The sequence below is a fragment of the Streptomyces sp. NPDC007095 genome, assembly GCF_040634475.1.
In the GTDB taxonomy this organism is placed as follows: Bacteria; Actinomycetota; Actinomycetes; order Streptomycetales; family Streptomycetaceae; genus Streptomyces.
Window position 1 is genome coordinate 1 of the sequence record NZ_JBEYFS010000211.1, and the last position, 20,993, is coordinate 20,993.

At 70.0% G+C, this 20,993-nt stretch carries 22 protein-coding genes; 15 read left to right on the forward strand and 7 right to left on the reverse strand.

Features of this window, described 5'->3' with window-relative positions:
* Positions 1-193: 193 nt before the first annotated feature.
* A complete protein-coding gene (locus ABZ656_RS45330; protein WP_360276727.1) occupies positions 194-997 on the reverse strand; it encodes an enoyl-CoA hydratase-related protein in 804 nt (267 codons plus the stop codon).
* A gap of 375 nt (positions 998-1,372) precedes the next feature.
* Between ABZ656_RS45330 and ABZ656_RS45335 the strand changes: the two genes are divergently transcribed.
* Positions 1,373-1,540 (forward strand): DUF3117 domain-containing protein, encoded by a 168-nt coding sequence (locus ABZ656_RS45335; RefSeq protein WP_003966491.1) that lies wholly within the window; start codon positions 1,373-1,375, stop codon positions 1,538-1,540.
* Positions 1,541-1,684: 144 nt separating this feature from the next.
* Here the strand turns inward: ABZ656_RS45335 and ABZ656_RS45340 are convergent, their stop codons facing one another.
* Positions 1,685-2,359, reverse strand: a complete 675-nt coding sequence (locus tag ABZ656_RS45340; RefSeq protein WP_306459639.1) for an O-methyltransferase — start codon at positions 2,357-2,359, stop codon at positions 1,685-1,687.
* 264 nt (positions 2,360-2,623) lie between these two features.
* Here ABZ656_RS45340 and sigE point away from each other — a divergent pair, with 264 nt between their 5' ends.
* From sigE to ABZ656_RS45365, 5 genes are all read left to right on the forward strand, one after another.
* The gene (gene sigE / locus ABZ656_RS45345) at positions 2,624-3,325 is read left to right on the forward strand and encodes an RNA polymerase sigma factor SigE (protein WP_054228218.1); all 702 of its coding nucleotides are present in this window, start codon (positions 2,624-2,626) and stop codon (positions 3,323-3,325) included.
* Positions 3,322-4,302, forward strand: a complete 981-nt coding sequence (locus ABZ656_RS45350; RefSeq protein ID WP_101400506.1) for an anti-sigma factor — start codon at positions 3,322-3,324, stop codon at positions 4,300-4,302. The genes sigE and ABZ656_RS45350 overlap by 4 nt, the downstream gene beginning before the upstream one ends.
* A gap of 138 nt (positions 4,303-4,440) precedes the next feature.
* The gene (locus ABZ656_RS45355) at positions 4,441-6,237 is read left to right on the forward strand and encodes a trypsin-like peptidase domain-containing protein (protein WP_101400507.1); all 1,797 of its coding nucleotides are present in this window, start codon (positions 4,441-4,443) and stop codon (positions 6,235-6,237) included.
* A gap of 209 nt (positions 6,238-6,446) precedes the next feature.
* A complete protein-coding gene (locus tag ABZ656_RS45360; RefSeq protein WP_360276731.1) occupies positions 6,447-6,899 on the forward strand; it encodes a sec-independent translocase in 453 nt (150 codons plus the stop codon).
* Between the two features lie 180 nt (positions 6,900-7,079).
* Positions 7,080-7,736, forward strand: a complete 657-nt coding sequence (locus ABZ656_RS45365) for a hypothetical protein (protein WP_180362052.1) — start codon at positions 7,080-7,082, stop codon at positions 7,734-7,736.
* Positions 7,737-7,939: 203 nt separating this feature from the next.
* Here ABZ656_RS45365 and ABZ656_RS45370 read toward each other — a convergent pair whose 3' ends face one another.
* From ABZ656_RS45370 to ABZ656_RS45380, 3 genes are read right to left on the reverse strand one after another with little or no spacing between them, the layout of a single operon-like run.
* Complete coding sequence (locus tag ABZ656_RS45370) at positions 7,940-9,073, reverse strand: Mrp/NBP35 family ATP-binding protein (RefSeq protein ID WP_101400510.1); 1,134 nt, start codon at positions 9,071-9,073, stop codon at positions 7,940-7,942.
* A gap of 43 nt (positions 9,074-9,116) precedes the next feature.
* Entirely contained in the window at positions 9,117-9,701 is a 585-nt protein-coding gene (locus tag ABZ656_RS45375; protein WP_101400511.1) for a DUF1003 domain-containing protein, read from the reverse strand.
* On the reverse strand, positions 9,691-11,052 hold the full coding sequence (locus tag ABZ656_RS45380; RefSeq protein ID WP_101400512.1) for a CBS domain-containing protein: 1,362 nt from the start codon (positions 11,050-11,052) through the stop codon (positions 9,691-9,693). Before ABZ656_RS45380 ends, ABZ656_RS45375 begins: the two co-directional genes overlap by 11 nt.
* Positions 11,053-11,439: 387 nt before the next feature.
* Here ABZ656_RS45380 and ABZ656_RS45385 point away from each other — a divergent pair, with 387 nt between their 5' ends.
* Positions 11,440-12,147, forward strand: a complete 708-nt coding sequence (locus tag ABZ656_RS45385) for a hypothetical protein (protein ID WP_180362360.1) — start codon at positions 11,440-11,442, stop codon at positions 12,145-12,147.
* Between the two features lie 205 nt (positions 12,148-12,352).
* Here ABZ656_RS45385 and ABZ656_RS45390 read toward each other — a convergent pair whose 3' ends face one another.
* Positions 12,353-12,862: a hypothetical protein gene (locus ABZ656_RS45390; RefSeq protein ID WP_360276736.1), complete on the reverse strand. Its 510-nt coding sequence runs from the start codon at positions 12,860-12,862 to the stop codon at positions 12,353-12,355.
* Between the two features lie 137 nt (positions 12,863-12,999).
* Here ABZ656_RS45390 and ABZ656_RS45395 point away from each other — a divergent pair, with 137 nt between their 5' ends.
* The 5 genes from ABZ656_RS45395 to ABZ656_RS45415 all read left to right on the forward strand — a co-directional run bounded on the left by ABZ656_RS45395 (position 13,000) and on the right by ABZ656_RS45415 (position 16,808).
* Entirely contained in the window at positions 13,000-13,338 is a 339-nt protein-coding gene (locus tag ABZ656_RS45395; protein ID WP_101399963.1) for a YnfA family protein, read from the forward strand.
* Positions 13,339-13,430: 92 nt separating this feature from the next.
* Complete coding sequence (locus ABZ656_RS45400; RefSeq protein WP_095853240.1) at positions 13,431-14,207, forward strand: SDR family NAD(P)-dependent oxidoreductase; 777 nt, start codon at positions 13,431-13,433, stop codon at positions 14,205-14,207.
* On the forward strand, positions 14,207-14,401 hold the full coding sequence (locus ABZ656_RS45405) for a hypothetical protein (protein ID WP_101399962.1): 195 nt from the start codon (positions 14,207-14,209) through the stop codon (positions 14,399-14,401). Before ABZ656_RS45400 ends, ABZ656_RS45405 begins: the two co-directional genes overlap by 1 nt.
* A 52-nt stretch (positions 14,402-14,453) precedes the next feature.
* A complete protein-coding gene (locus tag ABZ656_RS45410; protein WP_360276741.1) occupies positions 14,454-15,704 on the forward strand; it encodes a GNAT family N-acetyltransferase in 1,251 nt (416 codons plus the stop codon).
* Positions 15,705-15,848: 144 nt separating this feature from the next.
* Positions 15,849-16,808: a hypothetical protein gene (locus ABZ656_RS45415; protein ID WP_360276744.1), complete on the forward strand. Its 960-nt coding sequence runs from the start codon at positions 15,849-15,851 to the stop codon at positions 16,806-16,808.
* Here ABZ656_RS45415 and ABZ656_RS45420 read toward each other — a convergent pair.
* Positions 16,780-17,973 (reverse strand): RtcB family protein, encoded by a 1,194-nt coding sequence (locus ABZ656_RS45420; RefSeq protein ID WP_360276747.1) that lies wholly within the window; start codon positions 17,971-17,973, stop codon positions 16,780-16,782. The genes ABZ656_RS45415 and ABZ656_RS45420 overlap by 29 nt on opposite strands.
* A 212-nt stretch (positions 17,974-18,185) precedes the next feature.
* Between ABZ656_RS45420 and ABZ656_RS45425 the strand changes: the two genes are divergently transcribed.
* From ABZ656_RS45425 to ABZ656_RS45435, 3 genes are all read left to right on the forward strand, one after another.
* A complete protein-coding gene (locus ABZ656_RS45425; RefSeq protein WP_360276750.1) occupies positions 18,186-19,013 on the forward strand; it encodes a DUF3558 domain-containing protein in 828 nt (275 codons plus the stop codon).
* A 147-nt stretch (positions 19,014-19,160) separates the two neighbouring features.
* Positions 19,161-20,051 (forward strand): DUF3558 domain-containing protein, encoded by an 891-nt coding sequence (locus ABZ656_RS45430; RefSeq protein ID WP_360276752.1) that lies wholly within the window; start codon positions 19,161-19,163, stop codon positions 20,049-20,051.
* Between the two features lie 176 nt (positions 20,052-20,227).
* The coding region (locus ABZ656_RS45435; RefSeq protein WP_360276755.1) for a DUF2637 domain-containing protein at positions 20,228-20,993 on the forward strand (766 nt) is incomplete at its 3' end.

Consider the following 20,993-nt stretch of genomic DNA (forward strand, 5'->3'; position numbering starts at 1 on the left):
CCCTCGTACTGGACGTACTCGGGTCTGTGCCTGGTGCGGTGAGAGTGCGTGCATGGCGTCGCGGGGCAGACGGGAATTTGACGACAGGGCCTAGGGGCGCGGGGAACTGCGCGACCAGCCACAGACGGCCCGCAGTTCCCGTACCGACCTCCGACCGCCGAATCCAGCGAAGCGTTACCGCCCCAAGTACTTGTTACCGCCCCAAGTACTTCGGCTTCTCCTTGTTGACGAACGCCTGCACCGCGATCACATGGTCCTCGGACGCCCCGGCCCGCGCCTGCAGCTCGTCCTCCTTCTCCAGCGTCTCGTCCAGAGAATGAGTGAGCCCGTACGCCACGGCCTCCTTCAGCGCGGCGTACGCGACCGTCGGCCCCGCCGCCAGCGCCCGCGCCACCTTCTCCGCCTCGACGCGCAGCTCGGACGCCGGGACGAGCCGGTTGGCGATCCCCAGCTCGAAGGCCTCCTGTGCGGTGATGCTGCGCGGGAAGAACAGCAGATCGGCGGCGCGGCCCGGTCCGATCACCCGCGGCAGGGTCCATGACATGCCCGAGTCGGCGGTCAGCGCGACTCCGGCGAAGGACGTGTTGAAGGCGGCGGTGTCGGCGACGATCCGGTAGTCCGCGCAGAGGGCGAAGCCGAAGCCGGCTCCCGCGGCGACGCCGTTCACCGCGGCCACCACGGGCTTCGCGGCCCCGGTCAGGGCGCGCACGATCGGGTTGTAGTGCTCGCGCACGGTGCTCATCGTGTGCTGCGACCCCGACTCCTTGTCGGCGGCCAGCAGCCCGATGTGCTCCTTGAGGTCCTGCCCGACGCAGAACGCCCGGTCACCTGCGGCGGTGAGCAGGATCGCCCGTACGCCGCCGTCCGCCGCGGCGGACCGGGCCGCGTCCCGGAGGGCGACCTTGGTCTCGGTGTTCATCGCGTTCATCGCCTCGGGGCGGTTCAGCGTGATCGTCGCGAGTCCGTCGCTCACCTCGTAGAGCACGGTGTCGGCCATGGTGGGATCCCTCCGGTGTCGCGGCTCCGACGTACTGGTCGGTACGTCCTGGGTGCGAGGACAGCATGCAGGACAGCATGGCGGAGATCACGGTCCGGGGCGTGGACAGGACATGTGACCTGCGTCAAAGAATTCTGAGCCGTGGAAGTCGATGCAGCGGCGCAGTATCGCAGTCACATCGCCGAATTGAGTGGTTTTGCTCAAGCGCGTTGCGCAAGCGATGCCGACTGATGTTGGTCATCGGGTCCTGAGATGCGGGATAATGGCCTGGAAGCAATGTGTTCGATGCCGGTGACGTGTGTCCTATGAGGGGACGTGCGTGCCCTTCAAGGGGCCGTCGGCGACGATGAGCTGGTTTCAGGAAGGGGAACGAGCATGGCGGCCATGAAGCCGCGGACGGGCGATGGCCCGCTCGAGGTGACCAAGGAGGGGCGGGGCATCGTCATGCGCGTTCCGCTCGAAGGCGGCGGTCGGCTCGTCGTCGAGCTGACCCCTGACGAGGCCGACGCGCTCGGCGACGCCCTCAAGAAGGTCGTCGGCTGACGCGGAACGCGACCATACCTTTTCGACTGCCCCGGCACCGTATTCGGTGCCGGGGCAGTGGTTTTCCTGAGGTACGGCAGCGGTGCATCCCTGAGTATCGACGCAGGTCAGACATTTGTTGCGGGCACGAGGCCGAGCGTGCGGTCAGCGCTTGACCCCGCACAGCAACCCGTCGCCCACCGGCAGCAGCGAGGGCACCAGGTCCTGGCTCTCGCGCACCGCCCGCAGCAGTTCGCGCAGCCGGCCGACCTCGGCGGGCTGCGGGCCCGATTCGACCGTGCGGCCGTCCGCGAAGACACCCTCGAAGACGACCAGCCCGCCCGGACGCAGCAGACGCAACGATTCAGCGAGGTAGTCCAGGCACTCCAGACGGTCGCCGTCGCAGAAGACGAGGTCGTAGCCGGCGTCCGCGAGCCGGGGCAGGACGTCCAGCGCGCGGCCGGGGATGAAGCGGGCGCGGTTGCTGGCGAAGCCGGCCGCGCGGAAGGCCTGGCGGGCGAACTGCTGGCGGTCCGGTTCCGGATCGACGGTGGTCAGTACCCCGTCCGGCCGCATGCCGTGCAGCAGATGAATTCCGGAGACGCCGGTCCCGGTGCCGATCTCCGCCACCGCTTTCGCGTCCACGGTGGCGGCGAGCAACCGCAGCGCGGCGCCCGTGCCGGGCGACACCGGGCGCAGCCCTGCCTCGTGGGCCCGGTCGCGGGCCCAGCGCAGCGCTTCGTCCTCGGCGACAAAGGCGTCGGCGAACGCCCAGCTCGTCTGCCGGTTGCCGGTAATGACCCTCTCCCTGTCCCCGTGGTTGCCTGGGCGTGACTGTATCCGTTGGTGCCGGGAACCCGCAGATGGGACCAGGCGTTTAGAGGGGTGCGGAAACAGAGCGGGGGGAAGTCGATGGAACAGCGCGCGGAGCGGGGTGTGGAGCGGGGTGGCGATCACATGCTGACGCAGCCATATGAGCACGTATCAAATTCTCGTAAAACCGCTTATCCGGAGCTAACGGGCGAGGTGGCTATGGTAGGGGCTCCACTGGACACCACCAGAGCCGACAGGGGAGGTGCGGCTGCGCCTGTGGATCGGGGCGGGGTGCTGCGGCGCCTTCTCAGATCGGCGGGTGAGCCGAAATCCGTGACCGACATCGCTGACAAGTTCCATGCTGCTGCCCCGGCGCAGACCGCGACGTTCACCACCGACGCGGAGTCGCAGGCGTGGACTCCGCCCACCTGGGAGGAGATCGTCAGCACGCACAGCGGCCGGGTCTACCGGCTCGCCTACCGCCTGACGGGCAACCAGCACGACGCCGAGGACCTCACACAGGAAGTCTTCGTCCGCGTCTTCCGCTCCCTGTCGACCTACACGCCCGGCACCTTCGAGGGCTGGCTGCACCGCATCACCACGAACCTCTTCCTCGACATGGTGCGCCGCAAGCAGCGCATCCGCTTCGACGCCCTCGGTGACGACGCGGCCGAGCGCCTGCCCAGCCGCGAGCCCTCCCCGCAGCAGGTCTTCAACGACGCGCACTTCGACGCGGACGTCCAGCAGGCGCTGGACACCCTCGCGCCCGAGTTCCGTGCCGCGGTCGTCCTCTGTGACATCGAGGGACTTTCGTACGAGGAGATCGCCGCGACCCTGGGCGTCAAGCTCGGTACGGTCCGCAGCCGGATCCACCGTGGCCGTTCGCAGCTGCGCAAGGCCCTCGCACACCGGTCTCCCGAGGCCCGTGCCGAGCGCCGCGGCTTCGCGATCACGGGAGTTCCCGCGCTGGGAGGAGGGGGCGCGACCGCGTGAGTGGATCCCGGCCCAACCCTACGGAGCGGCGTGTCGCCGACCAGCATCTTGGGGACCGACTCTCCGCCCTGGTGGACGGAGAGCTCGGTCATGAGTCGCGCGATCGCGTCCTGGCCCACCTCGTCACCTGCGCGAAGTGCAAGGCCGAGGCGGACGCCCAGCGCCGACTGAAGAACGTCTTCGCGGAAGTTGCCCCTCCGCCCCCCTCCGAGAGCTTCCTGGCCCGTCTCCAGGGACTTCCGGGGGGAGGTGACTTCGACGGCGGTGATGGCTCACCGTTCGGCGGGGGCGGATTCGGCGGAAGACTCCCCTCCGGCGCCCCCGTGACCGGCGTCTTCGGAGTGCGCGGAGAGCCCTTCGGGTACGTGCCCGCCGCGCCGCACGGCGACGTGCTGCCGCCCGACTCCGGGCGCGGTTTCCGCATCCATGACGTCAGCCGTCACGAGACCGACCGATCGGCCTCGCGCGGGCTGCGCTTCGCCTTCGCCGCCGCCGGCGCGGTGTCGCTGGCCGCGGTCGCGCTCGGCGGGGTGTCGACCGGAGTGCCGGCCGACACCACGGACGCGCGCGGCGCCTCCGGCGGCAGCAATGTGACGCCGGCGCGTACGCCGGGCTCGGGGCCCGCGACGGCCCCCGAGACACAGCGTCGCCGCTCCGACGGGCCGCTGACCGCCCAGGGCGAGCGTTCGCTCGGCGTGGCGCCCGCGGTGCCCACCTCGGTGTCCGCACCTCTGCTCCCCGGAGTCCCCGCTCCGGTGACCCGGGCGGACGACGCCATGCACACGCTGACCACCCCCGTCGTGGCCGGTGCCGCCGTGATGTCCCCGCTCATACATCCGCTCACCGAGGCCCAGCCGATCGAGCAGACCTCCTGGTCGACGCCGCCCGGCCTCACGCCTCCGCGCCTGCTCGCCGCCCCCGCCACCACCCCGTCCCCCTCTTCCTCCCCGAGCCCCTCCTTCCGTACCGCCCACTGACCGGCCCTCTGCGCCCCGGCCCCGGAACCTGGTTGAATCCAGGCTGGGCCGCGTCCGCCGGAGGGATTCCCGGGCGCGGAGTCGGCAATCTGCGGTGACCGTCGGCGTGTTGTGCCGCGGGCCAGGTGTGGGGAGAGCATGAACGAGGGGAAGCCCACGAAGGCGAAGTGGTGGAGTCGGCCCCGCCCGGTCCCTCCGGGGGTCGGCGCGGTGGGTCCGGTCGAGGGCGTCTCCGGGGCAGAGACGGACCACAGGTCCGACGGGGACCACAGGCCTGAGGGCGACTACAGGTCCGACGGGGACTACGAGCTGGACCGGCCGTCGGTGGGCGCCGCCTCATCGGGCACGGCTCTGTCGGGCGCCGCCCCGTCGAGCACGGTCTTGTCGGGCGACGCACCCTCGGGGGCCGGCGCCGGGAGCGACAGCGACGGCGACTTCGAGCTGGAACGCCCTGCTCTGGCTCAGCAGGGCGGCGGGCCCGGTGCCGACGAGGCCGGTGGACCGTCCGGCGCGGCGCCCGCCGACCAGGCCCCGGTCGCCGCCGTACCGGCGCAGCAGGCCCCCGTCGACCGCCCCCGGCCCCTTCACGACCCCGACCCCTACAGCACCCCGCCGTACGGCGAGCCGGGCCCCTGGGCGCCCGCCCCGCCCGTCCAGCACCCGGCGGTCACCCCCGCGCACGGCACCGCCGTGCCCCCGGGCCCGCCCTCCGTCCCGTACCCGAGCAACCCCCACCCGGCCCCCACCCCGTGGCAGAACTACGACCCCTGGGCCGCCCCGGGACCGCTCCAGCAGAACGGGGCGGCTGTCGAGACGAAGACCCAGCGGCGTAAGCGGGCGAGGAAGGCGTTGGTCCTCGGGGCCGTCGCGCTCGCCGTCGTCTCCGGAGGCGCCGGGGGCGCCGTGGGGGCCTATCTGGAGCGCAACGGCGGGGTCGGTGACGTCACACTGCCGCAGGCCGCCAAGGAGGCGCCCGGGCGGGCCCCGGACAGCGTGGCCGGGATAGCGGCCCGCGCGCTGCCCAGCGTGGTCACCCTGCATGTGCGCGGCTCCAGCGAGGAGGACACCGGCACCGGGTTCGTGCTCGACACCCGGGGTCACATCCTCACCAACAACCACGTGGTCGAGCCGGCCGGCAGCGGCGGCGAGATAACCGTGACGTTCAGCGGCGGCGAGAGTGCCAAGGCCACCGTCGTCGGGCACGACAGCGGCTACGACCTCGCCGTGGTCAAGGTTTCGGGAGTCCGTGGGCTCCGGCCCATGGCGCTGGGCAACTCCGACAGCGTCCAGGTGGGCGACCCCGTCGTCGCCATCGGCGCGCCCTTCGACCTCGCCAACACCGTCACCTCCGGGATCATCAGCGCCAAGGAGCGGCCCATCACGGCGGGCGGTGAGAAGGGCGACGGGAGCGACGTCTCGTACGTCGACGCCCTGCAGACCGACGCGCCCATCAACCCTGGTAACTCCGGCGGCCCCCTCCTCGACACGCGGGCCCGCGTCATCGGCATCAACAGCGCCATCCGCTCCGCCGACAGCGGCACCGACCTCCAGGGCGGTCAGGCCGGTTCCATCGGGCTCGGCTTCGCCATCCCCGTCAACCAGGCCAGGCGCGTCGCCGAGGAGCTGATCAACACCGGCCGGGCGACCCACCCCGTGATCGGGGTCATGCTCGACATGGACTACACGGGCGACGGCGCCCGGGTCGGGACGAAGGGCGGCGGCGCGCCGGTCACCGCGGGCGGCCCCGGGGCCAAGGCGGGCATCAAGGCCGGCGACGTCATCACCGAGGTCGACGGACAGCGCGTCCACTCGGGCGAGGAGCTGATCGTGAAGACCCGCGCCCACCGTCCCGGCGACCGGCTCCGGCTGACCCTCCAGCGAGGCGGCTCGCAGCGGACGATCACCCTGGTCCTCGGCTCCGCGAACGGCGGCTGACCTCTTTCGACAGCAACTGACATGAACTTCACAGGAGGGGCCCCAGGCCCGTGCTGAGCGGCGAACATCCGGGGAAACTCGTCGTGTACACGAACCCGGAAGGCCCGGGACAGTTCCGGACGGACGGGATCGACGGGTACCGTGGACCCGGCCCGGACCACGGAAGAATCCCGAGGGCCGAGGACTGAGGACATCGCAAGGAGCTTCAGGTGTTCAATGACATAGGACCGCTCGAGCTGGTGACGCTCGTTGTCCTTGCCGTGCTCGTCTTCGGTCCGGAAAAGCTCCCGAAGATGATCCAGGACGTCACCCGCACCATCCGTAAGATCCGTGAGTTCTCGGAGAGCGCCAAGGCGGACATCCGCGAGGAACTCGGCCCGGAGTTCAAGGACTTCGAGTTCGAGGACCTCAACCCCAAGACGTTCATCCGCAAGCAGCTGGACAACGACGAGCTGGGGCTCAAGGAGATCCGCAACGGCTTCGACCTGAAGAAGGAGATGGCCGAGGTCACGGACGCGGTCCACAGCCGCGACACGGACTCCTCCTCTTCGTCTTCCCCGTCCTCGTCCTCCGGTTCCTCCGGCGGTTCGATCGACATGACCAAGAAGCCCGAGAAGAGCGACCCGGACGAGCGCCCGCCCTTTGACGCGGACGCCACCTGAGTTGTGCCCGCAGGCGTGTGACACGGCCTGAAAACGGCGCGTGCACGCCCTACGCGCCGGGTGCTTTCCCTGCTGCTCGGAGTGGTGTGGCTATGCTGCCCAGTTGTTGTGCGGACTGCTGAGGACGCCCGAGGGGGGCGGGCCGCCCGGTCCGACGAGAGCAAGGAGGCGTCCGGGCAGATGGAGACGACAAGTCGGGTAGGCGCGCAGACGCCGGCCGCGGAAGGCGGACAGCAGCTCCCCTCCGCCCGCCGCACGGCCGAAGGGTACCTGCTGGCACCCTTTCCGTGGTACGGCCTCGACGAGGCCTTCACGGGGCCGCGCTGGCTGATGCAGGTCGGTACATCGGCGGACGGTGCCGTCGAGCACGGTTCGATCGGGCACGGGGAAGAGCCCTCGGTGCGCAGCGAGTCCACGGAGGACAAGGAGCGGTTCGCGGTCGTGGTGACCGTCGCGGCCAGCCCCTCGCGTCGCAGCGCGGACGGTTCGGGGCTCCTTGAGGCCACGTCGGTGTCCTCGGCGGCCTGGCTGGCCGGTGTGGGGCTGCTGTCCTTCACCTGGCCCGGCCAGATGGACCACACCAGGCGGGACGACTGGCTGGACCAGCAGACCGAGACGGCGTGGGTCCTCGCGGACGACCTCGAAGGGCCCGACTGGTCCTCGCTCTCCCTCCCCGTGGACGGCGTCCCCACGCCGTTCCACTACCGCGAGTTGGAGTTCGGCTGGGTCCTCGCGGGTTCCACCCAGATGGGGGTCCATGTGGGGGCATACGGCCGGGGGATGAGCGCGTACGGGCTGGGCTTCGCCATGATCAAGGACATCGCGGGGTACGCGTGACGGTGCCCTCCGGGAGGGGGACGGGAACGCGGGCCGAGGTGGGACTTCGGCCCGTTCGGCGGCTGCGGGTCGTCTGTGGCTGGTAGCGCCCACGCGGCGCAGCCGCACATGTCACAGCCCCGCGCCCCATTGGGGCGCTCCTCGACGGAGCGCCCCTGGCTACGTGCTGCTGGGGAACGGGCTAGAACTGGGCTAGAACTGGGCTAGAACTTGTTCCTCGGGGTGATGCCCAGGGACATGCCGGACAGGCCGCGCTGGCGGCCGCCGAGCTTGCCCGCGATGGAGCGCAGGGCGGAGCCCGCGGGGGATTCCGGGTCGGTCAGGACGACCGGCTTGCCCTCGTCGCCGCCCTCGCGGAGGCGGACGTCGATCGGGATGGAGCCGAGGACGGGAACGCTCGCGCCGGTGGTGCGGGTCAGGCCGTCGGCGACCGTCTGGCCGCCGCCCGTGCCGAAGACGTCGACCATCTCGCCGCAGTGCGGGCACGGCAGGCCCGACATGTTCTCGACCACGCCCACGATCTTCTGGTGGGTCTGGACGGCGATGGAACCCGCGCGCTCGGCGACCTCGGCCGCCGCCTGCTGCGGGGTGGTGACGACCAGGATCTCCGCGTTCGGGACCAGCTGGGCCACCGAGATCGCGATGTCGCCCGTGCCCGGCGGGAGGTCGAGGAGCAGGACGTCCAGGTCGCCCCAGAAGACGTCCGCCAGGAACTGCTGGAGGGCGCGGTGGAGCATCGGGCCGCGCCAGACGACCGGTGCGTTGCCCGGGGTGAACATGCCGATGGAGATGACCTTCACGCCGTTCGCGGACGGCGGCATGATCATGTTCTCGACCTGGGTCGGACGGCCGTGCGCACCGAGCATGCGGGGCACCGAGTGGCCGTAGATGTCCGCGTCGACCACGCCGACCTTGAGGCCGTCGGCCGCCATCGCCGCCGCGAGGTTCACGGTCACCGAGGACTTGCCGACACCGCCCTTGCCCGAGGCGACCGCGTACACGCGCGTGAGTGAGCCGGGCTTGGCGAAGGGCACCTCGCGCTCGGTCTGGCCGCCGCGCAGCGCGGTCGCCAGCTCCTTGCGCTGCTCGTCGCTCATCACGTCCAGGGTCACGTCGACGCGGGTGACGCCCTCGACCGCCGAGACCGCCTCCGTCACGTTCTTCGTGATGGTCTCGCGCATCGGACAGCCGGAGACGGTCAGATACACGGTGACCGCGACCGCGCCATCCGCACCGATCTCCACCGATTTGACCATCCCCAGCTCGGTGATGGGTCGCTGGATCTCGGGGTCGTTCACCGTCGCCAGTGCTTCGCGCACCGCGTCTTCCGTAGCCATAGGACGATGGTACGGCGCCGGGCCCGGGGCCCGGAAAGCCCCGTCAGCGGTCGTCTACGTCACGTCGCGACGGCCGTTCTGCCGGGAATACGACCCGGCCCTCGGAGCGGTGTTCCTCCAGCTCCCTGATCAGGTCCTGGAATTCGGAGCGGATCCAGTCGCGGGTGGCGACCTCGCCGAGGCCCATGCGCAGGGCCGCGATCTCGCGGGTGAGGTACTCGGTGTCCGCGATCGAGCGCTCGTTCTGCTTGCGGTCCTGTTCGAGGTTGACCCGGTCGCGGTCGTCCTGGCGGTTCTGCGCGAGGAGGATCAGCGGGGCGGCGTAGGAGGCCTGGAGCGAGAGCATCAGGGTCAGGAAGATGAACGGGTACGGGTCGAAGCGCAGATGGCGCGGTGCCGCGACGTTCCACACCAGCCACACGATGATGACGACCGTCATCCAGACGATGAACCGTCCGGTGCCGAGGAAGCGCGCGATCCGCTCCGAGAGCCGCCCGAAGGCCTCCGGGTCCCACTCGGGCACCAGCCGGCGGCGCGGCGGCAGCGGCTGGTCGAGGCGGGTGCGGAGCCGGGTGGTGGCGGTCGCCCCGGTGGCGGCCCGTTCGCGGGTCTCGCGGTCAGGCCCCATCGCGCCCCCCTTCGTCCACGCCTTCCCCGTCGTCTCCCCGGTCGCCCCGGAGCCGGTCCTGAGGTTCGTCCAGACGCTCGTCCTGCGATTCGTCCTCGCGCAGGTGGAACTCGGTCTCGCGCCAGTCCTCCGGCAGCATGTGGTCCAGTACGTCGTCCACGGTCACCGCGCCGAGCAGTGAGCCGCTCTCGTCGACGACGGGCGCCGCGACCATGTCGTACGTGGCGAAGAACCCGGCGACGACGGGCAGCGCCGCGTCCGGTGCGAGCGCCTGCAGATCGCCGTCGAGGATCGAGCTGACCAGCGTGTACGGCGGGTCGCGCAGCAGCCGCTGGAAGTGCACCGTGCCCAGGTACTTGCCGGTCGGTGTCTCGTCCGGCGGGCGGCACACGTACACCTGCGCGGCGAGCGCCGGGGACAGGTCGGGGTTGCGGACCCGGGCGAGCGCGTCGGCGACCGTGGCGTCGGGCCGCAGCACGATGGGCTCGGTCGTCATCAGACCGCCGGCGGTCCGCTCCTCGTACGACATCAGCCGTCGTACGTCGGCCGCGTCGTCGGGCCGCATCAGCGTCAGCAGCCGCTCCACGTCGTCCTCGGGGAGTTCGGCGAGCAGGTCGGCCGCGTCGTCGGGGTCCATCGCCTCCAGGACGTCGGCGGCGCGCTCCTCCTTGAGCTTGCCCAGGATCTCGATCTGGTCGTCCTCGGGAAGCTCCTCCAGGACGTCGGCGAGGCGGTCGTCGTCCAGGGCGGCGGCCACCTCCCCGCGCCGCTTCGGCGACAGGTGGTGCAGGACGTTGGCCAGGTCGGCCGCGCGCAGCTGCTCGAAGGTGGCGAGGAGGCTCTCGGCGCCCTGTCCGTGCTCCTCCAGCGAGAACCCGGTGACGGCGGACCAGTCGACGGTCATCGTCTCGCCCTTGGTGCGCCGGAAGGTCCCGCTGCGGCCCTTTCGCACGAAGACGCGGCCGATCTCCCACTCCCGGCGGGCCGGCCGCTGCTGGACGGACACGTCGAGGACGGTCACCTCCTCGCCGGTCTCGACGAGCTGTACCCGGCGGTCGAGCAGTTCGCCGAAGACGAGCCGCTCGGTGGGCCGCTGCTCGAAGCGGCGCACGTTCAGGACACCGGTGGTGATGACCTCGCCGGACTCGATGCCGATGACGCGGGTCATCGGCAGGAAGATGCGTCGCCGGGTGGAGAGTTCCACGACCAGCCCCAGCAGCCGGGGCGGGCGGCGTCCGACGCGGAGCATGGCGACCAGGTCCCGCACGCGGCCCACCTGGTCGCCGTTGGGGTCGAACACGGCGACACCGGCGAGGTGCGAGACGAAGATCCGGGGGGCGCCTGCGGCCATGCCCGCGCCTCCTTCTTTCCGTGTTGCTCTTTGTCGCTCTTTCTTTCCGTGTTGCTCGTCGCGTGTCGCTCCGGACGCTTGCCGGTTCTCCGTACGGGCGTTTGGTCCCGGCCTGTCCGCTCAGGTGGGCTTCAGGCTAGCCCGTCCCGGTCGGATACGCCCTGGTGAGCGGTCCGGACGGACTGGCTCCGCCGGGCACGTGCGGCACGGGTACGCTGCCGTACGCCGTTGGGGACACCCGGCACGGCCACCCCGGCATGGGCACCCGCACGGACACGCGCATCCAGACGCGCATGGACACCCGCATGGACACCCGTATGAAAGGCAGCCCTACCTGTGACTGCGATTTCCCAGGGCCGTACCCGCAGGGCCGCACTGGTGGGCGCGATGTGCGCACTGGTCGTGACGGGGACGGGGCTGACGGGATGCGGTGGTGAGGATCCGGACGCGGGCACGAACGGGGTGGGGAAGCTGTCCGCCACCGAGATCGAGTCGAAGACGCGCAAGGCCGCCACGTCCGCCGAGGCGGTGCGACTCGCCGGGACCGTGGTGTCGAACGGGCGTACGTACAAGCTCGACATGCGGCTGAAGTCCGACGGCGGCACCGGTTCCGTCACATCGGAGGGGGCGAGCTTTCATCTGCTCCGGGTCGGCCGGCACCTCTTCCTCAAGGCCGACGCCGAGTTCTGGAACCACCAGAACGGCAAGAGCGGTGCCACGTCCGCGGACACCGCGGCCGCCGACAAGCTCGACGGCAAGTTCGTGAAGGTCCCGAGCGGCGACCCGGCCTACAAGCGCTTCATCAGCTTCACGGACAAGGACGTCCTGCTCGACGGTCTGCTGACCCTGCACGGCTCCCTCGCCACGGACGGCCACCACGAGCAGTCCGGCGTCCGCACCATCCGCATCACCGGCGACAAGGGCGCGGGAGGCACCCTGGACGTCTCCCTGAAGGGAACCCCGTACCCGCTGCTCCTGGTCCGCGCGGGCGACGCGGGCACGCTCAGCCTCACCGACTGGGGCAAGAACTTCGCCCTCGCGGAACCCGCCAAGGACGAGACCGTGGACTACGGCAAGCAGCTGCCGACGTCGTAGCCCCAGGGCCTGTTTCGGCGGACAGGTCCTAGGTCCTGTCGTCAAATTCCCGTCGTCCGCCCGGAGGGCGGGCCCTGCGGCGTCAGGTGCGTGCTCTCGGCGTGCCAGGCACAGGCCCTCGTACTGGACGTACTCGGGTCTGTGCCTGGTGCGGTGAGAGTGCGTGCATGGCGTCGCGGGGCGGACGGGAATTTGACGACAGGGCCTAGAACACGTACGAATCCCCGGTGTCCAGCGCCAGCACCCGCTGCTGGTCGTTGCCGTGATCGCGGTCGACCGCACCGCCGCCCCACACCGTGTCGGTCTCCAGCGTCACCTCCGACGGCTCCCCCCGCAGCCGTACCATCAGCCGGATCGGGTCCCCCGGCCAGTCCGCCGCCAGCGGCCCCGTACGGCACACCACCTCCCGCTCGCCCGAACGCGCGCAGTCGCCCGGCAGCCTCTGCACATCCGCGAGCGGGGCCGACCAGCGCAGCCGGACCGTCGCGTCCTCGACGGCGCTCGGGCCGTGGTTCTGCGGGGTCAGCCGCACTTCGACGAGCCCCGCCGCCATGGTCACCGAGCCGTGATAGGCGAGATCGGCCTCGGGAGCGAGGGCGCCGACGGACGACGCCCCACCCAGCGTCAGGGCCGCCCCCACACCCACCACACCCACGCCCCGCACCCACGCACCGATCCCCGTCCCCCATCGCACCCGCATCTCCATCATCCGCATGACGTCGCTTCCTTCGCTCGGGGCCCGCACACACTCACGCTCACGTGATCACCCGATGTATGCCACCCCTGACCGTCGGCAGGCGCCGTCCATCAGGTGACGGAAGCGGCGGATGCGGCCCGTGCGAGAGTGACGGCATGCTGATCGTCCGCTCCGTCGCCCTCTTCGTCGTCGCCGCGCTCTTCGAGATCGGCGGCGCCTGGCTGGTCTGGCAGGGCGTGCGCGAGCACCGCGGCTGGCTCTGGGTCGGCGCCGGCGTCATGGCGCTCGGCGTCTACGGCTTCGTGGCGACACTCCAGCCGGACGCCGAGTTCGGCCGCATCCTCGCCGCGTACGGCGGGATCTTCGTTGCCGGCTCCATCGCCTGGGGCATGGTCGCGGACGGCTACCGCCCCGACCGCTGGGACGTGACCGGCGCCCTCGTCTGCCTCGCCGGAATGGCCGTGATCATGTACGCGCCGCGCGGCGGCAACTGAGCCCACGGCCCCGCGGGCGCCGACCGCCTGCCTATCCTGACGAGGACCGACCACACCACGTACACCAGATAGCCACGTACCAGGAGCAGCCCATGACGTCCGCCGTGCCCTCCGCCTCCTCCCGCATCGCCGTCGTCACCGGCGCGAGCAGCGGCATCGGCGCGGCGACGGCCCGGCAGCTCGCCGCGGCCGGCTACCGCGTCGTACTGACCGCCCGCCGCAAGGACCGCATCGAGGCACTGGCCGAGGAGATCAACGCGACGGGCCACCAGGCGACCGCGTACGCGCTGGACGTCACGGACCGCGCGGCGGTCGACGAGTTCGCCGGCGCCTTCAAGACGATCGGCGTCCTGGTCAACAACGCGGGCGGCGCGCTGGGCGCCGACCCGGTCGCGACCGGCGACCCGGCCGAGTGGCGCCAGATGTACGAGACGAACGTCATCGGCACCCTGAACATCACCCAGGCCCTGCTCCCGGCGCTCACCGCGAGCGGCGACGGCACGGTCGTCGTGCTGTCGTCGACGGCGGGGCACGGCACGTACGAGGGCGGCGCGGGCTATGTCGCCGCCAAGCACGCCGAACACGTCCTCGCCGAGACCCTCCGCCTGGAGATCGTCGGAACGCCGGTCCGGGTCATCGAGGTCGCGCCCGGCATGGTCAAGACGGACGAGTTCGCGCTGACCCGCTTCGGCGGCGACACGGAGAAGGCGGCCAAGGTCTACGCGGGCGTGGCCGAGCCGCTGACCGCCGACGACGTCGCCGACACCATCACCTGGGCCGTCACCCGCCCCAGCCACGTCAACATCGACCTCCTCGTCGTACGCCCCCGCGCCCAGGCGTCGAACACCAAGGTCCACCGGGAACTGTGATGCCGGACGGGACGCAGGACGAGGCCTCGGGCGAGACATCGGGCGAAGCGCCGGTCGCATCCTCCGTGGAGCGCCGCCACCTGGCCGCGGAGAAGAAGAACCAGCGCTACGTCTGGTGGTACCTCGCGTACTTCCTCTTCGGCATCCACATCGTGGCCTTCGTCATGATCTACGCGGTGACCCACGCGAAGTGATCGCGGCAGCCGTACGTCCGCCGTACGCTGCCGCGCTGTGGACAGACACGACGTGAACACACACATACCCTTCGCCCGTCTGCACAACTTCCGCGACCTGGGCGGATACACCACCGCGGACGGCCGCACGGTCCGGCGGTCCCGCCTGTACCGCGCGGACTCGCTCGGCAAACTGACCCCCGGGACGCAGGACTGGGATCTCTTCCTCTCCCTCGGCATCCGCACGGTCGTGGACCTCCGCTACCCGTGGGAGATCGACGCGAAGGGCCGCGTCCCCGAGCACCCCTCCCTCGCGTACCACAACCAGAGCATCGAGCACCGCCCGTACGACCAGGCGGCACTGCCCCCTTCCGTCGCCCCCGGCCCCTACCTGGCGGCCCGCTACGCGGAGGTCGCAGAGGACGGCACGAAGGAGATCCGCGAGACACTGCAACTGATCGGGGCAGCGGCCGAATCGGACACCCCCCTGGTCTTCCACTGCGCCTCGGGCAAGGACCGCACGGGCCTGGTGGCGGCCCTGGTCCTGTCCCTCCTGGGCGTCCCCGAGCAGACGATCACCGACGACTTCACCCTCACGGAACGTGCCACGCCCCTCCTGGTGGCGGACTGGCGCACCGACAACCCCGACCGCGAACTGACGTGGCCGGCCTACGGCACGGCGCCCGCCGAGGTCATGACCGGATTTCTGTCGGACCTGAAGTCCCGCTACGGGTCGGCCGAGGCCTACGTCACCGAGCCCCTGGGCCTGCCTCCCACCTTCGCCTCGGCCCTCCGCACACACCTCCTCGAACCCCCCTCCCCCCTCACCTTCCGCCGGGCGACCGAGACGGACATCCCCACCCTGGTCCGCCTCCGGGACGAAGCGGCCCACTGGCAGATCACCCAGGGCATCGACCAGTGGAAGCCCGGCCAACTCACCGAACCCCACTTCCGCACCCGCCTGACGGAGGGCGAAGTCTGGCTGTCCCTCCTGAACGACCGGGTGGCGGGAGCCTGGGAACTCTGGTGGGACGACCCGGCGGCCTGGGGCCCCCAACCCCCCACCGCCGGCTACATCCACCGCCTGATGACCGACCGCCGGGTGGCCCCGCCCGGCACCGGCCGCCACCTCCTGGCAGAAGCAGAACGCCGCATCGCCGCCTCCGGCCGCACCCTCTGCCGCCTGGACTGCCTCTCCACCAACCCCCGCCTGCGGGAGTACTACCTAGCGGCCGGCTACACGATCGTAGGCGAACAGAGGGCCAAGGACGGCGGCTTGGGCAGCCCGTACGCGGTGACCCTGCTGGAAAAGCGTCTCCGCTAACTCACAAGGGTGAACCACATAGATCACCCATCCGACACCAGAACTCCCGATCCAGGCTCGCGCCACAACATCAAACACGGCGGCCCCCGGCCGGGATAGCCGTCCCGGCCGAGGGCCTGACCAGCACGGAAGTGAGGCTTCCTTGTGGCTGACTGCGAGCCCAACACGCACCAAATTACGCTGGACGACGCCTTAGGGGTCGACACGACGGGGTTCATGGACCTAGAAGTCCCCGAGTACGCCTACATGTTCGGCTTCTTGCAAGCCGACGGGCATCTACAACAAGGTGTCGGGCAGAAAGGCAAGTTACCTGTCGAGATCAGCATCCGAGACAGCGGGATCCTGCACGCGTTCCAGCAGCTGACGCCGTACAAGACAAGCATCACCGAACGCACACGGTCCACGAACTTCGCCGAGAGCCACCACTCGGCAACATGGTCCCTGTGCGCACTCGAAGCCAGGACGAAGCTCAATCAACTCGGCCTGCCTTACGGCCGCAAGTCGAAAACGATCACGCCACCACGCGTGCCGTTCTCCCGCCGTGACTACCTTCGCGGTGTCATCGACGCAGATGGCTCAGTGGGATACACGAGTAAGGAGCTCCCCTTCACCTCCCTGACCACAGCCGGCACCGCCATCGGCGCCTACCTGTGCTTCTGCGCAAGGAAGATCACGGGAGTCGAGCGCCTCATCAAGCGCAATGCCCGCGACGGCATCTACGACATCCTCTACTGGACGGAGGCAGCCCAAGCCCTGGGGGCGCATTTCCGCTATCCGGGCTGCCTGTCCCTGCAGCGGAAGCAGACCGCCGCCGACTCGCTCGCCGTCTGGGCACGTCCGTCCGACATGCGCGTAGCGCCTGACCGCCGCCGCTGGACGGAGCCGGAGGATCGAGCCCTGCTGAGGCTGAACAATCACGCCGCGGCAGCCACGAACTCGGCCGAACCGAGAAGAGCTGCTCCATCCGCCTCTGGCGTATGCGCACTGGCCAAGTGCCCTTGCCCAGCAGCGATCACTGACCGCTTGCGCGACGGGGCCGGAACGGAATCGGCTCCGGCCCCGTCGCGCGCCCGCATCAGCCCTTCACGCAGACAAACTGCTTGAGCTTGGCCACGACCTCGACAAGGTCACGCTGCTGCTCCATCACCTGCTCGATGTTCTTGTACGCCCCGGGGATCTCGTCCACGATGCCCGAATCCTTACGGCACTCCACACCCCGCGTCTGCTCTTCCAGATCCTTTGTCGTGAAGCGACGCTTGGCCGCGTTGCGGCTCATGCGCCGACCCGCGCCGTGCGACGCCGAGTTGAAAGCCTTCTCGTTGCCGAGTCCCTTCACGATGTACGAGCTGGTCCCCATCGAGCCCGGAATGATGCCGAACTCACCGGCTCGGGCACTGATGGCCCCCTTGCGCGTGACAAGCAGGTCCATGCCCTCGTAGCGCTCGCGGCTAACGTAGTTGTGATGGCAGCTGACCTCCGGCTCGAAGGTCACTCTCGCCTTCCTGAACTCCTTGCGGACCACGTCCCTGAGGAGCGCCATCATGATCGTTCGGTTGTACTTCGCGTACTCCTGCGCCCAGTAAAGGTCGTTCTGGTACGCCGCCATCTGCGGAGTGTCCGCCACGAAGACCGCGAGGTCACGGTCGACCAGTCCCTGGTTGTGCGGGAGCTTCTGGGCGACGCCGATGTGGTACTCGGCCAGTTCCTTGCCGATGTTGCGCGACCCGGAATGAAGCATGAGCCACACAGACCCGTCCGAATCGGTACACAATTCGATCATGTGATTTCCCGATCCGAGCGTGCCCATCTGCTTGGTCGCCCGCTCCTCACGGAACTTCACCGCCTCCGCAATACCATCGAACCTCCCCCAGAAGTCGTCCCACCCGGCAGTCGCAAGCCCATGAAAGCTCCCCGGCTCCATCGGGGAGTCATGCATCCCCCGCCCCACCGGAATCGCCTCCTCGATCTTCGACCGAAGCCGCGAAAGATCCCCCGGCAGATCATTGGCGGTGAGCGACGTCTTGACGGCGGACATCCCGCAGCCGATATCGACCCCCACCGCCGCCGGACACACCGCGTCGCGCATGGCGATGACCGACCCGACCGTCGCACCCTTGCCGTAGTGGACGTCCGGCATGACGGCGAGCCCCTTGATCCACGGGAGCGTGGCCACGTTCTGGAGCTGGCGCAGAGCCACGTCCTCGACCGACGCCGGGTCCGTCCACATGCGGATGGGCACCTTGGCGCCCGGTATCTCTACGTACGACATAACATCCTCATTCCCCCGAAAAACGACAAAAGTCATAGAACGCAAAACCTGCGCCAAGGTCGACGTATGGGACAACGGACCGGCGTCCACGGCTGTGCGTGCGATACACATTGTCTGCAGGGGCCGCCCCCGCGCGGCAACCGAATAACCACAGGACAGCACCACAGTGCTCCCGGCCACAGGCCCCGGGAGCCGTCGAGAGGAGCCCGACCGTGCAGCGGAAGGCGTACGTCCCCGGCATCGCCGCGCTCCTCGCGGCCCTGCTGGCCGGCTGCACCGGAGGTTCGGCGAACAACGGCACGGCGGCCGACCCCAAGCCGGGCGACGTCAGCGCGAACACCCCGGCCGCCCAGCCGGGCAAGTACCGCACGCTCCCGGAGGCCTGCGCCGCGGTGAGCCACGACAGCCTCGACTCCCTGCTGCCCGGCATCAAGCAGATCACCGACCAGAACCAGCGTGACAAGGCGTACGAGGGCCAGGCCACCCTCACCTACGACACCGACCGCCGCGTCGGCTGCGGCTGGAAGGTGGACTCCACGGACGCCACCGACCATCTCAGCGTCGACTTCGAGCGCGTGGTCTCCTACGACAACGCGGTGAGCGACGACTCCCGCGCCCAGGACATCTACGCGACCGAGGAGACCGCGGCGAACCTCCCCGAGCCCTCCGCTTCGGCCACGCCGTCCGACACCGGTTCCGCCACCGCCACCCCCTCGCCGACCCCCTCCACGCCCGCCTCCTCGGGCACCTCCTCCGCCTCCGCCTCGACCTCCGCCGGCGCGAGCGAGACCCCCGCCGACCTCCAGCCCCGCAAGCTCAGCGGCCTGGGCGACGAGGCGTTCCTCGACGACAAGCTCAACTCCGCGTCTTCGACGGCCCAGCAGCGCACCGTGACTGTGGTGTTCCGCACGTCCAACGTGATCGTGAGGATCGAGTACGCCGAGCAGCCGACCGCTTCCACCGGCACCCCGGACAGCAAGGAAATGCAGGACAAGGCCCGGAATCTGGCGCAGAAGCTCGTCGACCGGTTCAACGGCTGACGGGTCCGCCGGGGCGCGGGGGTACCCCACGCGAACCCCTCGAACAGGAAACGCATCGCTGCCTCACCGCGTACCGTGGCCCCTCGGACCCGACCGGTCGCACCTGCCATGTGCGGTCGCACCACGAGCGCCACGAGTGAAGGAACCATGCACCGACCAGCACAGCGAGTAGGCCGAGCCCCGCGACTCACCCGCATCCTTGTCAGCGCAGCCGCCGTCCCGGTGGTGCTCGCCGCCGCCGGTTGTTCCTCGGACTCCGGCTCCGGCTCGGGATCGGGTTCGAGCGCCGACAACGCCGCCCAGAAGGGCACCGCCGCGACCTCTTCCGCGTCCCCGAGCACCTCCGCGGACGCCGTCAAGCCGGCCGCGTACGCGACGCTGCCGGCCCCTTGCTCGGTGTTCTCGAAGAACACACTGGGCGAACTCGTACCGAAGGGCGTGAAGTCTGCCAAGTCGGGCAAGTCGGACGACGCGAAGGACCGCAGCAGCTGCTCCTGGAACAGCCTCGACAACAAGGGCGTCAAGGGTTCCCAGTTCCGCTGGCTGAACGTGTCCCTGCTGCGTTTCGACTCGGACGCAACCCGCGGCGAGGGCAACCAGCTCGCGCAGACCTACTACGACAAGCAGGTCAAGGACGCGCAGACGGTGACCGGTGCGACGGGCGCCCGGTCGGAGCCGGTCTCCGGGATCGGCGACGCGTCGACGGCGGTGCGCTACGGCCTGAAGAAGAAGGAAGGCTCCTTCAAGCAGCAGACGGTCGTGACGCGCGTCGAGAACGTCGTCATCACACTCGACTACAACGGCGCCGGTCTCGCCGGCGACAAGGCCCCCAGCGCGGACGACCTGACGAAGGCCGCGGAGAAGGCCGCCAAGGAGGTGGTGGCCGCGGTGGCCTCCGCGAACCAGGACGGCAGCCGGGCGACCACCGCCCCGTCGCAGCCGGCCTCCCCCTCCAAGTCGGCGAGCCCGTCAAAGTCGGCTTCCCCGTCGGCGTCGGCCGGCTCCAAGCCCTCGGCGTCGGCCACCAAGAAGAACTGACATTCGAGAAGTACTGAGATTCAACGGGCTTCGGCCCGCAAATCGCCTGCCCAGCAGGGCATTTGACGGAGCCCGGTCGCCTCGCGGGCCGGGCTCCTGCCATACCGGCCGCCCGTGCGCCGTACACATGTGCCACCCTGTTGCGCGCAACAACACGCAAGGAGAGGGGAGTACAGGTGGCCGCGCCAATCCAGCTCACACGAATGCACCGGATTCTCATCGGTGTGGTCGTCGCCGGTGCGCTCGTCATCGCGGGTATCGGCTTCGCCGGTTCGTACGCGGCCGTACGCGAGCTGGCCCTCAAGAAGGGCTTCGGGAACTTCGCGTACGTCTTCCCGATCGGCATCGACGCGGGCATCTGCGTCCTGCTCGCCCTGGACCTCCTGCTGACCTGGATCCGCATCCCCTTCCCGCTGCTGCGCCAGACGGCGTGGCTGCTGACGGTCGCGACGATCGCCTTCAACGGCGCGGCGGCCTGGCCGGACCCGCTGGGCGTCGGCATGCACGCCGTCATCCCGGTCCTGTTCGTGGTCTCCGTCGAGGCGGCCCGGCACGCGATCGGCCGGATCGCGGACATCACCGCCGACAAGCACATGGAGGGCGTCCGCCTCACCCGCTGGATGCTCTCGCCGGTCCCCACCTTCCTCCTGTGGCGCCGAATGAAGCTGTGGGAACTGCGCTCCTACGAGCAGGTCATCAAACTGGAGCAGGAACGTCTCGTCTACCAGGCCCGCCTGCGCTCCCGCTTCGGCCGCGCCTGGCGCCGCAAGGCCCCGGTGGAGTCGCTGATGCCGCTGCGTCTGGCCCGCTACGGCGTGCCGCTCGCCGAGACCGCCCCCTCCGGCCTGGCGGCGGCGGGCATCGAGCCGGCCCTCCTGCCCCCGGCGCCGCAGGACGAGTACTGGAAGATGCACGATCTGCTGATGCAGCACCAGGGTGACC